This window comes from Candidatus Nitrotoga fabula, assembly GCF_905221025.1.
Lineage (GTDB): Bacteria > Pseudomonadota > Gammaproteobacteria > Burkholderiales > Gallionellaceae > Nitrotoga > Nitrotoga fabula.
The window spans coordinates 25,933-39,507 of record NZ_CAJNBL010000008.1 but is presented as its reverse complement, the minus strand read 5'-3'; the positions used below and the strand labels follow the sequence as shown (position 1 = coordinate 39,507).

At 47.6% G+C, this 13,575-nt stretch carries 10 protein-coding genes; 9 read left to right on the top strand and 1 reads right to left on the bottom strand.

The window, feature by feature from the left end; all coding sequences use genetic code 11:
• The first annotated feature begins 211 nt into the window (after positions 1 to 211).
• The 3 genes from carA to greA are packed head-to-tail and all read left to right on the top strand — an operon-like array spanning position 212 to position 5,097.
• Entirely contained in the window at positions 212 to 1,339 is a 1,128-nt protein-coding gene (carA, locus tag KJA68_RS03250) for a glutamine-hydrolyzing carbamoyl-phosphate synthase small subunit (RefSeq protein WP_213035585.1), read from the top strand.
• Between the two features lies 1 nt (position 1,340).
• The gene (gene carB, locus KJA68_RS03245; RefSeq protein WP_213035503.1) at positions 1,341 to 4,562 is read left to right on the top strand and encodes a carbamoyl-phosphate synthase large subunit; all 3,222 of its coding nucleotides are present in this window, start codon (positions 1,341 to 1,343) and stop codon (positions 4,560 to 4,562) included.
• Between the two features lie 58 nt (positions 4,563 to 4,620).
• Positions 4,621 to 5,097, top strand: a complete 477-nt coding sequence (gene greA / locus KJA68_RS03240) for a transcription elongation factor GreA (protein ID WP_213035502.1) — start codon at positions 4,621 to 4,623, stop codon at positions 5,095 to 5,097.
• Positions 5,098 to 5,170: 73 nt separating this feature from the next.
• On the opposite strand, the gene KJA68_RS03235 is transcribed toward greA, so the two are convergent.
• Positions 5,171 to 5,575 carry a YhbY family RNA-binding protein gene (locus KJA68_RS03235; protein WP_213035501.1) on the bottom strand — a complete coding sequence of 135 codons (405 nt, stop codon included), beginning with the start codon at positions 5,573 to 5,575 and terminating at the stop codon, positions 5,171 to 5,173.
• A gap of 36 nt (positions 5,576 to 5,611) precedes the next feature.
• Here KJA68_RS03235 and KJA68_RS03230 point away from each other — a divergent pair, with 36 nt between their 5' ends.
• The 6 genes from KJA68_RS03230 (at position 5,612) to infC (ending at position 13,441) form a co-directional block, all read left to right on the top strand.
• Positions 5,612 to 6,229, top strand: a complete 618-nt coding sequence (locus KJA68_RS03230; protein ID WP_213035500.1) for an RlmE family RNA methyltransferase — start codon at positions 5,612 to 5,614, stop codon at positions 6,227 to 6,229.
• Positions 6,230 to 6,383: 154 nt separating this feature from the next.
• Entirely contained in the window at positions 6,384 to 8,291 is a 1,908-nt protein-coding gene (gene ftsH / locus KJA68_RS03225; protein WP_213035499.1) for an ATP-dependent zinc metalloprotease FtsH, read from the top strand.
• Between the two features lie 87 nt (positions 8,292 to 8,378).
• On the top strand, positions 8,379 to 9,206 hold the full coding sequence (gene folP, locus KJA68_RS03220) for a dihydropteroate synthase (protein ID WP_213035498.1): 828 nt from the start codon (positions 8,379 to 8,381) through the stop codon (positions 9,204 to 9,206).
• The gene (glmM, locus tag KJA68_RS03215) at positions 9,203 to 10,564 is read left to right on the top strand and encodes a phosphoglucosamine mutase (protein WP_213035497.1); all 1,362 of its coding nucleotides are present in this window, start codon (positions 9,203 to 9,205) and stop codon (positions 10,562 to 10,564) included. Before folP ends, glmM begins: the two co-directional genes overlap by 4 nt.
• Before the next feature lie 425 nt (positions 10,565 to 10,989).
• Positions 10,990 to 12,909: a threonine--tRNA ligase gene (thrS, locus tag KJA68_RS03210; protein WP_213035496.1), complete on the top strand. Its 1,920-nt coding sequence runs from the start codon at positions 10,990 to 10,992 to the stop codon at positions 12,907 to 12,909.
• Positions 12,890 to 13,441, top strand: coding sequence for a translation initiation factor IF-3 (infC, locus tag KJA68_RS03205; protein WP_320412101.1), 552 nt, complete (start codon positions 12,890 to 12,892; stop codon positions 13,439 to 13,441). Before thrS ends, infC begins: the two co-directional genes overlap by 20 nt.
• Positions 13,442 to 13,575 lie beyond the last annotated feature (134 nt).

The following is a 13,575-nucleotide window of genomic DNA, read 5'->3' as shown; positions in this document are numbered from 1 at the left end:
TAAAATTGGCGAATGATCGCTCTGGTCTTTTAATTGCCTGGTAATATCTTGTTTGATTGGGCATAGGGTCCAGTTGCCTGCAAATCGGAGAATCACCAATCAAGTATGGTATTCGAGGCCGGATCATGGTTCGGCTTCTCATGCTGCGCGCGATCGGCAGGAAAATTTCTTGAGACTTTCACATTCAATCGCTACCTTGGGGGAGTATCCGGTGTCGCAAACCAAACCTGCCATTCTTGTGCTTGCCGATGGAACGGTATTTCGCGGCACCACCATTGGTGCACTCGGCACATGTGTCGGCGAAGTGGTCTTTAATACATCCATGACGGGTTACCAGGAAATTCTGACGGACCCGTCTTATTGCAAACAGATTGTAACTCTGACATATCCTCATATTGGCAACGTAGGCGTGAATGATGAGGATGTGGAGTCAAGAAGAGTATTTGCCAGCGGCCTAGTGATCCGGGATTTGTCGTTGACAGTGAGTAACTGGCGGGGAAAGCAGTCCTTGTCTGATTATCTTAAGGCCAACCGGATTGTCGCGATTTCCGGTATTGATACCCGTAAATTAACTCGTATTCTTCGGGAAACTGGTGCGCAGAATGGCTGCATTTCAACGGATTCCGATACGTCGGCTGCGTTACAGGCAGCTCGGAATTTTGCTGGCCTGAAAGGGATGGATCTGGCGCAGTACGTATCCTGCGAAAGTCAATATAACTGGACGCAGCGAGAATGGAGCTTGGAAACTGGTTATCGCTTGAATGAGCATGGCCAGCTCCATGTAGTGGTTTATGATTTTGGAACGAAACTTAATATCCTGCGAAAGCTGGCCGAGCGTGATTGTCGTATTACGGTTGTGCCGGCAAAAACCAGCGCGGAAGATGTGCTGGCGCTTCGGCCGGACGGTGTGCTGCTGACCAATGGGCCGGGGGATCCGGAGCCTTGTGATTATGCCATTACGGCTACCCGGCATTTGCTGGGTGAGCGGATACCGCTTTTCGGTATTTGTTTCGGGCATCAGATTCTTGGCTTGGCAGTAGGGGCCCAGACCATTAAGATGAAACGTGGTCACCGGGGCGCAAATCATCCGGTCCAGGATGTACAGAGCAAACAGGTCATGATTACGAGCCAGAATCATGGATTTGCCGTTGATGCAAAAACATTGCCTGTGAATGCGCGTGTAACGCATGTTTCCTTGTTTGATGGAACGCTTCAGGGTTTCGAGTTGACAGATAAACCTGCATTTTGTTTCCAGGGGCATCCTGAAGCCAGTCCTGGCCCACAAGATGTAGATTATTTGTTTGATCGCTTTGTAGCGCTGATGCGCAAGAGTACCTGATATGCCAAAACGTACTGACATACAATCCATTCTGATTATTGGAGCTGGCCCCATCATTATTGGGCAGGCATGCGAGTTTGATTATTCCGGCGCACAGGCTTGCAAGGCCCTGCGCGAAGAAGGCTACCGGATTATTCTGGTCAATTCGAACCCGGCCACCATCATGACGGATCCGAACATGGCGGATGCCACGTATATCGAACCAATCACCTGGAGAACGCTGGAAAAAATCATTGCCAGGGAAAAACCGGATGCCATATTGCCGACCATGGGGGGGCAAACTGCATTGAATTGTGCACTTGACCTGGCTAAACATGGTGTACTGGAAAAATATCATGTCGAGATGATTGGCGCTTCGCGTGAGGCGATCGACATGGCGGAAGACCGTGAAAAGTTTAAGCAGGCGATGACGCGCATCGGTCTGGCTTCGGCACGATCTGCGATTGCGCACAGTATGGAAGAAGCGCTGCAGGTACAGCAAGTGATGGGCTTCCCGACGGTTGTTCGTCCTTCTTTTACCATGGGGGGATCCGGCGGAGGAATTGCCTACAACCGTGAAGAATTTGTGGAGATTTGTGAGCGTGGTCTAGAAGCTAGCCCTACTAAAGAGCTACTGATTGAAGAGTCGCTTCTTGGGTGGAAAGAGTTTGAAATGGAAGTGGTGCGCGATCGTGCAGACAACTGCATCATTATCTGTTCAATAGAAAATCTGGATCCGATGGGGGTGCATACAGGAGATTCTATTACCGTTGCGCCGGCGCAGACGCTGACGGACAAGGAATATCAGATTATGCGCAATGCGAGCATTGCGGTTCTTCGGGAAATTGGGGTGGAAACAGGCGGTTCCAACGTGCAGTTCGCTATTAACCCGGATAATGGCCGTATGGTGGTCATTGAGATGAACCCGCGCGTATCGCGTTCTTCTGCACTTGCATCCAAGGCCACCGGGTTTCCGATTGCCAAAGTGGCTGCGAAACTGGCAGTCGGGTACAACCTGGATGAATTAAGAAACGAAATTACGGGTGGTGCTACTCCTGCTTCTTTCGAGCCGACCATAGATTATGTGGTGACCAAGATACCGCGTTTTGCATTTGAAAAATTCTTGCAGGCTAATGACCGCTTGACTACGCAGATGAAATCGGTGGGCGAGGTGATGGCGATCGGCCGCACTTTCCAGGAGTCCTTTCAGAAGTCGTTACGTGGCTTGGAAGTGGGGGTGAATGGTCTGGATGGAAAAACACTGGATCCTGAACGGGTTGCCGCTGAGCTGAGCTCACCAGGACCGGACCGGATATGGTATGTTGGGGATGCTTTCCGCATGGGAATGACGCTAGATGAAGTTTTCACGCTGACTAAGATTGATCCGTGGTTCCTGGTCCAGATCGAAGAACTGGTCAGGCATGAAATTGAACTGACGGGACGTGAATTGGATAGCATTGACGGGTCGGAGTTGCGCGGGTTGAAGAGAAAGGGTTTTTCGGATGAGCGGCTGGCCAGACTGTTGGGGAGCGATGCGGCTAAGGTAAGGGCATACCGTCATGCTCTGGGTATCCGTCCGGTGTTCAAAAGAGTGGACACTTGTGCTGCTGAATTTTCCACTGGTACGGCTTACCTTTATTCCACCTATGAAGAAGAGTGTGAAGCGGAGCCCTCGGATCGGAAAAAAATCATGGTGCTGGGCGGGGGGCCCAATCGCATAGGGCAGGGCATTGAGTTTGACTATTGCTGTGTGCATGCCGCGCTTGCCCTGCGGGAGGATGGATACGAGACTATTATGGTCAACTGTAATCCGGAAACCGTTTCAACGGATTATGATACCTCCGACCGCCTGTATTTTGAGCCGTTGACCTTGGAAGATGTGCTGGAAATCGTGGCAGTGGAAAATCCTTCGGGTGTGATTGTGCAGTTTGGGGGGCAAACGCCGTTGAAATTGGCTCATGGCCTGGAGCAAAATGGCGTGCCTATCATCGGCACCACTCCGGAAATGCTGGATTGTGCGGAAGATCGGGAGCGTTTCCGTCTGATGCTGGAACAATTAAATTTAAAACAGCCTCCAAATCGCACGGTCAGCACGGTGGAACAAGCGGTGCATGCAGCGCACGAAATTGGTTACCCGTTGGTAATGCGGCCAAGCAATGTGCTTGGGGGACGGGCCATGGAGATTGTTCATTCCCAGCTGGATCTGGAACGCTATATGCGCGATGTGATGGAAAGCGCAAGCGTTTTTCCGGAGCGCATGCCGATCCTGATGGATCGCTTTCTGAATGATGCGATTGAAGTGGATGTGGACGCGGTATGTGATGGCAAAGATGTGTTGGTCGGGGGGATCATGGAGCATATTGAAGAGGCTGGTGTGCATTCTGGCGATTCAGCCTGTTCTTTGCCGCCTTTCAGTTTGTCTGTGCCGATGCAGGATGAACTGCGCCTCCAGACCAAGGCGATGGCTAGGGCATTGAATGTGGTGGGCCTGATGAATGTGCAGTATGCCATCCAGGGGAGCACAGTGTTTGTATTGGAAGTCAATCCGCGAGCTTCGCGTACTGTTCCGTTTGTGTCTAAATCAACGGGGATTCCGCTGGCCAAAGTTGCGGCGCGCTGCATGGCTGGCAAGACGCTGCAACAGCAGGGCGTAACAAAAGAGGTTATTCCGCCGTATTATGCAGTTAAGGAGACCGTGTTCCCGTTTATTAAATTCCCCGGAGTGGATATTATTCTGGGACCGGAAATGAAATCTACCGGCGAGGTAATGGGGATCGGCGATACTTTTGCAGAAGCATTTGTAAAATCTCAGCTGGCCGCTGGGGTGAAATTGCCCTCTTCCGGAAAGGTACTGATCAGCGTTCGCAATGCGGATAAGGCGGGGGTCGTCGAAATTGCCAGGAGCCTGCGTGATATGGGGTTCTCGGTTTATGCAACGCGAGGCACAGCTGTAGTGCTAGCTGCGGCAGGCGTGGTTGTGGCTGTTGCAAATAAGGTGACAGAAGGGCGTCCGCATATCGTGGATATGATTAAGAATGACGAGATCAGTATGATCATCAATACAGTGGACAGCAAACGCAGCGCGATGCAGGATTCGTATTCGATCCGTCATGCTGCTCTGCAGGGGCGTGTGACATATTACACTACGCTTGCAGGTGCACGTGCCGCCTGCTTGGGTATGCAGCATATCGCTGAATTGAATGTATGTGATTTACAGGCGCAGCATCAGCGTTTAGTCCATTAAAAATGTTACACCTGAATAGCAATATATTTTGAATCAGAATAAGTAAGGAAGAATGGGTATGAGTAAAATTCCCTTGACTGTCGTGGGTGCTGAATTGTTGCGCAACGAACTACATCATTTGAAGACAGTGGAACGCCCTGCAGTGATTAATGCAATTGCTGAAGCACGAGCGCAGGGCGATTTGTCGGAAAACGCCGAATATGAAGCTGCAAAAGAGCGTCAAAGTTTTATCGAGGGACGCATTCTTGAACTGGGAAGCAAACTCGGTAATGCACAGGTGATTGACCCGAAGACGATTAATTCGGATGGGCGGTGCGTATTTGGCGCGACAGTAAGACTGGAAGATATTGCAACTGGTGATGTTGTGACCTATCAGATTGTGGGGGATGACGAAGCTGATATTCGTCAGTGCAAGATTTCAATCAGCTCTCCGATAGCAAGATCACTGATTGGAAAATACAGCGGAGATATTGCCGAAGTTCAGGCACCGGGTGGAGTTCGTGAATATGAGATTGTGAATGTACAGTATATTTAGACACCTGGAAGACTGTTGACTAACCGGAAAGATTGCTGTCCAATTTATAAAATTTGAATGCTAAATAGTTTGGTTATATTAATTTTTTCTGCTTGGGTTGAGGAATTCTGGATGGGGTAGATTTTTTGCGGATCGGTGATGGTTTGTGGATTTCCCTGCCAGGAGGCAGATATTTTTGCTCTGTAAGTTTCTGTGGCTTATCCTCCTGTACTTGCGCTTGATAAATCACCAGGATTTTGCCAATATGCTGAATCGCATTCGCGTTTAACTGTGTGCAAATTTGTTCCAAGATGGCTATACGCCTTTCCCTGTCTTCATTCATGACCCTGATTTTAATTAATTCATGACTTTGAAGCGTCCGGGAAATTTCAGCCAGTACTGATCCGGTTAGGCCAGATGAGCCAATCATGATGGTAGGTTTTAGAGAGTGCGCGCGCGCCCTGAGGTTTTGGCGTTGTATGATGGTAATCGTTGGCAATTTGATTGTCTCCTGTTTAAGCTGGCATTTTAAACGATGAAGCGCTCTAAAAGTAGCAAACAGTGGATGAATGAACATGTTCATGATCCCTATGTGCAGCGTGCACAGAAAGAAGGATATCGTACGCGGGCTGCATATAAGTTGCTGGAAATGGATGATCGCGACCGGATATTAAAACCGGGGATGGTGGTGGTGGATCTGGGAGCTGCTCCGGGCGGGTGGTCACAGGTTGCGGCTTCCAGGGTGGGGAAGGGCGGCAGCGTGATTGCTGTGGATATTTTGCCGTTGTGCATCATTGATAATGTGGAATTCATACAGGGTGATTTCTGTGATACTGCAGTGGTGGCACGGATTGAAGGAAAACTGGGCGGCAGGAAAATTGGACTTGTAATATCGGACATGGCTCCCAATATAAGTGGTATCAGCATGACAGACCAGGCGCGGGCCATGAATCTGGCGGAGCTTGCTTTGGAATTTGCTGTGCGGAATCTTCAGTCTGGCGGAACTTTTTTGGTTAAGGTTTTCCAAGGTATTGGTTATGAAGACTTTGTCAAACTGATGCGCGGTCATTTCTCGAGGGTGGTGACGCGCAAGCCAGATTCATCGCGCGATCGAAGTAAGGAATTGTATCTTTTGGGAACCTTAAAATTTTAGAGAGCAGCATTATTAAAAACGTCGAGAAAATATAGGGTTGTATCCACGTGAATATGGCAGCCTCATGGATTTGTCGTGGTATCCTTGAGTAATCGGGATGTAAGTAGTTTAATGAGCATACAGAGGCAAATGTATGCTGGCTTAAGGAGTAACTTTGAACAATTTGTTTAAAAGCATAGGAATTTGGTTGGTCGTGGCGCTGGTGCTGATGACTGTGTTCAATCAATTTAACACGCGTCAGCAGCAGGGATCGCAAACACAGATGGATTACTCTCGTTTTCTGGAGGAGGTTAGACAGGGTAGTATTTCCAAGGTGACAATTGAAGGGCGGATGCTTAAAGCGGTTACAAACGATGGCAAGCGGATCACTAGTTATGCACCACAGGATTTGTGGTTGGTATCTGACTTGATCAAGAATGGGGTTACGATTGAGGCCAAGCCAGAAGAAGAGCAATCTTTCTTGATGAATATCTTTGTTTCGTGGTTTCCAATGCTACTGTTGATTGGCGTGTGGATATTTTTTATGCGCGGAATGCAAGGGGGAGGTAAGGGCGGCGGGCTTTTTTCCTTTGGTAAAAGCAAAGCCCGGATGCTGGATGAGACCAAGGAGCGCGTTACTTTTGCTGACGTGGCAGGCTGTGATGAAGCAAAAGAGGAGGTGTCCGAGATTGTTGATTTTTTGCGCGATCCTACCAAATTTCAAAATCTGGGTGGACGTATCCCACGTGGAGTGTTGCTTTTGGGTAGTCCAGGTACTGGAAAGACATTGCTGGCCAAGGCTATTGCCGGAGAGGCCAATGTGCCATTTTTTTCAATTTCGGGCTCTGATTTCGTTGAAATGTTTGTTGGCGTGGGTGCTGCGCGAGTGCGGGATATGTTTGAACAGGCCAAAAAGCAATCACCTTGTATTGTATTTATAGATGAAATTGATGCGGTCGGTCGCCAGCGTGGCGCTGGCCTAGGTGGTGGAAATGATGAGCGTGAGCAAACGTTGAACGCACTGCTAGTGGAAATGGATGGTTTTGAAGGTGCCAGCGGGGTGATTGTGATTGCAGCAACCAATCGCCCTGATGTGCTGGATGCAGCTCTGCTTCGCCCAGGGCGTTTTGACCGTCAGGTGGTGGTTCCATTGCCGGACATTCGTGGTCGTGAACAAATTTTGTTGGTTCATATACGTAAAGTTCCAGTTGCTCCAGATGTAAAAGCGGATATTTTGGCACGTGGTACGCCGGGTATGTCTGGCGCTGATCTGGCGAATCTTGTCAACGAAGCAGCACTGTTTGCAGCACGTCGCGGTAAGCGGTTTGTGGAAATGGATGATTTTGAGGCGGCCAAAGACAAAATCATGATGGGTGCCGAACGTCGTTCGGTTGTCATGCCTGAAGAAGAGCGCCGTAATACTGCTTATCACGAGTCCGGGCATGCTGTAGTGGCAAAGTTGTTACCCAAGACAGATCCGGTTCACAAGGTAACCATTATTCCTCGTGGGCGTGCTCTGGGTTTGACCATGCAGTTGCCAGCTGAAGATCGTTTTAGTATGGATAAAAATCGTATTTTGGATACGATTGCGGTATTGTTTGGCGGTCGGATTGCTGAGGAAATATTCATGAATCAAATGACAACCGGAGCTTCCAATGATTTCGAGCGAGCTACTGAAATGGCTCGCCGGATGGTAACGCAATGGGGGATGTCTGAAGCACTAGGGACAATGGTGTATGGTGAAAACGAAGGGGAGGTGTTTCTTGGGCGTTCTGTGACTACCCACAAGAATGTTTCGGAAGCGACCATGCAGAAAGTTGATGAAGAGATTCGTAGAATTATAGATCAGCAATATGCATTGGCCAGGGGATTGCTCGAAGCGAATCGGGACAAGGTCGAGGCAATGGCAAAAGCTTTACTTGAATATGAAACGCTGGATGCCGAGCAATTAGATGATATTATGGAAGGGAAGGCTCCCAGGCCGCCAAAATCCATTAAATCCGGGAAAGATGTGCAGCCCCCGCAGGATCCAGCACCTACTGCTTCTGAATCTCCGACAGCACAGCCAGCCCCTGAAGCTTAAAAACAGAAAAGATAATTCAAAGAGGTCAGGGGTGGATTTTAATAGTATTTTTAAAATCCACCCGTTCATGCTGTATTTATCCATACTATGTTTCTCCAGTGCGGTTCATTCAATCTGAACCTGTCTCGTGCTCTGGTTATGGGCATAGTCAATGTGACGCCTGATTCGTTTTATGACGGTGGCCATCATGCGCAACGGCATGCGGCGTTGCTTCATGCCCATCAGCTTATCGAAGAAGGTGTGGACATCCTTGATATTGGCGGCGAATCCTCTCGCCCAGGCGCGAATCCGATCAGTGTTGATGAGGAGCTGGATCGTATTATGCCGGTGATTGAGGGGTTGCGTGGAGTTCCGGTTCCACTTTCAGTGGATACCTGCAAACCTGAAGTGATGCGATTTGTTCTTTCAGCTGGTGTCAGTATGATTAATGATATTAATGCATTGCAACATCCGGATGCGTTAATGGCTGTAGTAAAAAGCAATGCGGCGGTTTGTTTGATGCATAGGCCCTACCCGGATCAGAGCATACAGCAACCACATTATGGGGATGTGGTCGCGGAAGTGTATCAGTTTTTGCATGAACGAATATTATTCACGCAAACGGCAGGCATTGCACGTGAGCGCATCTTGATTGATCCCGGTTTTGGATTCGGGAAATCCCTTGTACATAATCTTTCTTTGTTAAGGTATTTGGATAAATTTTCTGATCTAGGCATACCGCTTTTAGTCGGAATGTCTCGAAAATCGATGCTGGGGGCAATTACTGGCCATGGAGTTGATGGCAGGATCCATGCAAGTGTGGCTGCAGCATTGCTGGCAGTGTTAAAAGGTGCAAGTGTGGTTCGTGTTCATGATGTACGTGCCACGGTGGATGCTTTGAGAGTTTTAAATGCTGTAAGGGAAATGGACTTGTGAAAAAAAAATTCTTTGGCACGGATGGAGTGCGTGGTCGGGTAGGGGAGTATCCTATTACCCCCGAATTGATTATGCATTTGGGGTATTCTGCTGGGAAAGTGTTGGCTTCCGCAGATTGGCATTTATCTCGGGATGAGAATCCTGGTGTACTGATTGGCAAGGACACGCGGATTTCTGGCTATTTGCTTGAATCGGCCTTGCAGGCTGGTTTGATTGCCGCGGGGGTGGACGTTTATCTGGCCGGTCCGGTACCAACTCCTGCAGTAGCCTATTTAACCCGTGCATTACGTTTGCAGGCGGGTATTGTGATTTCCGCTTCGCATAATTTATTTGAGGATAATGGCATTAAGTTCTTTTCCAGCCAGGGCAACAAGCTGGCTGATGATATGGAGTGTGCCATTGAAGCTGGGCTTGAAACCCCTCTTAATACCATGTTTTCGGCCAAGCTGGGCAAAGCCAAACGTGTGCAGGATGCAGCAGGTCGCTATATTGAGTTTTGTAAGAGCAGCTTTCCTTATGATCTGGATTTGCGTGGATTAAAGTTAGTGGTGGACTGTGCGCATGGAGCTTGTTACCAAATTGCAAGGCATGTTTTTCATGAACTGGGTGCTGATGTTATAGCGATCGGTGTGCAACCGGATGGAAAGAACATCAATGATGGTTATGGTGCCACTGCACCTGCCAATTTACAGCAAGCCGTGAAAGATTACCATGCAGATCTGGGGATTGCGCTGGATGGAGATGGTGACCGTCTGGTGATGGTCGATGCAGATGGATGCCTGTATGATGGCGATCAACTTCTGTATGTTATTGTCAAACATCGTCATGACCAGGAAATGCTTAGGGGTGGGGTAGTAGGGACGTTGATGACAAATCTGGCTTTTGAGCATGCCATGCAATACATGAATGTTCCTTTTGCGCGTGCCAAGGTTGGAGACCGATATGTAATGGAAATGATGTTACAAAAAGGCTGGCAATTTGGTGGGGAAAATTCTGGCCATATCATTTGCCTTGATCGTCATACAACTGGGGATGGCATTATCGCTGCTCTGCAAGTATTGCACGCTCTTCGAGTTAATCAGCAGTCCTTGTCTCAAGCAGTTGCCGATGTGAAGTTTTATCCTCAAATTCTACGCAACGTTCATGTTGCAAGAGGATTTGATTATCAATCTCACGCGAGCATACGTAAGGTGGTGAAGGATGCAGAATCTGCACTTGGAAATTATGGCAGAGTGTTGTTAAGGCCGTCGGGTACAGAACCGTTACTGCGTGTAATGGTGGAAGGAGAGGATGGGGATAAAGTGCGTAACTGGGTTGAAACCATTGCGCAAGCCGTGCATGAAGCAGTGCGCGGATAATTTTATGTTGTCCAGCATAATATTAAGGTGCTGCCATATGCAAGTGAAGCAAAGCATGTTGCTTCATACCGAGGCTGTAAAGAAAAAACTTAATAAATAGTACCTGCAGAAGGTTATGCAGGGATTTTAAAGAAATCCTGGCACATAGCGATAAGAGTGTGCGGTTTCAAGTTTATATTGATATGAATACACTGCTCGGTAGATTACTTACATTCGCAATGTGTAATTTAATAAAATGTAGGTGCATGTCCCAGATTAATAGCTGGATTTAAAGTTGTTTCGAACCTGGTTTGGTTCTTTTATAAGGTTATTCATACATCTATTATCGTATTATAATAATAATTTTTGCCACATCTTGGACGCATGATTGATACTCTATCGGTCATCCTGAATTAAAATAACACTTTATTTTTAAAGATATAAATATGCCTTGTATTACATTGCCAGATGGCTCGAAGCGCATTTTTGCTCAGCCAGTAACCGTTGCTGAAGTTGCTCAAAATATAGGTGCAGGTTTGGCTCGTGCAGCACTCGCTGGCAAGGTGAACGGGCGACTGGTTGATACTTCATTCCTCATTTCTTCTGATACAGCATTATCTATCATTACTGATAAGGATGAGGAAGGCCTAGAGATTATCCGACATTCTACTGCACACCTTTTAGCTTATGCCGTGAAGGAGCTATTCCCTGAGGCCCAAGTAACAATCGGACCGGTAATTGAAAATGGGTTTTACTATGATTTTTCTTATGATCGTCCGTTTACCCCGGAAGATTTATTCGCGCTCGAAAGACGGATGACTGAATTGGCCGGGCGCGACATTCCTATAACGCGCAAAGTATTGCCAAGAGATGAGGCGGTGGCATTTTTCAAGAGCATAGGAGAGCTGTATAAAGCTGAAATTATCGAATCTATTCCAGCTGATCAAGCTGTGTCACTTTATACCGAGGGAGATTTCACGGACCTATGCCGTGGTCCACATGTACCATCTACGGGAAAATTAAAGGTTTTTAAGTTGATGAGCGTCGCTGGAGCATATTGGCGTGGCGATCACCGTAATGCCATGCTACAGCGTATTTATGGCACAGCTTGGGCTAGGAAAGAAGATCTTGAGTCTTATCTGCTGCGTCTGGATGAAGCAGAAAAGCGAGATCATAGAAAACTCGCGAAGCAGTTAGATTTATTCCATATGCAAGATGATGCGCCAGGAATGATATTCTGGCATCCAAATGGATGGGCTATCTGGCAGGTAGTTGAGGGTTACATGCGCATGCAATTCCGTGAGTATGGCTATCAAGAAGTGCGTACTCCTACCATGTTGGATCGTATACTCTGGGAGAAATCGGGTCACTGGGAAAACTACCATGATCATATGTTTACTACTCATTCGGAGGCAAGAGATTTTGCTGTAAAACCAATGAATTGTCCCGGGCATGTACAGATTTTTAATTGCGGTTTGCGCAGCTATCGTGAATTGCCGATCAGATTGGCCGAATTTGGCTCTTGTCATAGAAATGAACCATCTGGATCGCTTCATGGTTTAATGCGTGTACGTGCCTTTACTCAGGATGATGCACATATTTTTTGCACTGAAAACCAGATTGAGAGTGAGGTGGCGAATTTCATTGTTATGTTGCAAAAAGTTTATGCAGATTTTGGGTTTCACAATGTTCTGGTAAAACTTTCTACTCGCCCGGAAAAGCGTGTGGGTTCCGATGAGTCCTGGGATAAGGCTGAGGCGGCGTTGGCTGCTGCATTGAGTCAGAATAACCTGGAGTATGAATTACAACCTGGGGAGGGAGCATTTTACGGGCCCAAAATTGAATTTTCTTTGAAAGATACGCTGGGCCGCATCTGGCAATGCGGGACCATTCAGTTGGACTTTAATCTTCCTGTACGCCTGGGTGCGGAATATATCGACGAAGACAATACGCGAAAAGTTCCGGTGATGCTTCATCGCGCAATTCTGGGGTCGCTAGAGCGTTTCCTGGGTATCCTGATTGAACATTATGCAGGTGCATTTCCATTATGGTTGTCGCCAATACAAATGGTGGTAATGAATATATCCAAGGCCCAAGAAGAGTATGCAGCCAAGGTGGCGGAAAATTTGCGATTGGCAGGATTCCGGGTTCATCTGGATTTGCGTAATGAGAAAATTAACTATAAAATACGCGAATATAGTTTACAAAAGTTACCTTATCAACTGATCGTGGGTGATAAGGAAATGGCTGAGAATTCGATTGCCGTACGTACCAGAAAAGGTGAGAACCTTGGGCAGATGTTAATGGGTGCATTACTGCAACATCTGCGATTGGACCTGCAGGCAGGTGGAACAATTAATTTTTGATGGAGAAACTGCAATAGCTCAGGAAAAAGAACAGCGCATCAACGAGCAGGTAACTGCGCCTTATGTACGTCTTGTTGGTGCAGGAGGAGAGCCGCTTGGTGTGATGGCAGTAGTAGAGGCGCTACGTTTGGCTGAAGAGGCAGATCTGGATCTGGTTGAGGTTGCGCCGATGGCGGAGCCGCCGGTTTGCCGGATTATGGATATTGGCAAATTCAAATACGCAGAGAGCAAGAAGCAACATGAGGCCAAGCTTAAGCAGAAGCAGATCCAGATAAAGGAAGTTAAGTTCAGGCCTGGAACAGACGATGGGGATTACAATATCAAATTGCGCAATTTGATCCGCTTTCTCGGGGACGGCGACAAGGCAAAGGTTACGTTGCGTTTTCGGGGGCGGGAAATTGCACATCAAGGTATTGGTATGCAAATGATGGAACGCGTAATGGCTGATCTTGTGGAATACGGTATCGTTGAGCAGTTTCCAAAAATGGAAGGGCGTCAGATGGTGATGGTGCTTGCACCGAAGAAAAAATAATCTCCTATCGGTTTATTCCTGTATTTCGGTTCTTCTTGATTCGGTAATGCAAAGCAGCTGGATCAACCTTGTTGTAAATTTTAATTTTCATGTATTGACTGAATCTGTTCAGGTTTGAGGCTGGCCTGATCGGT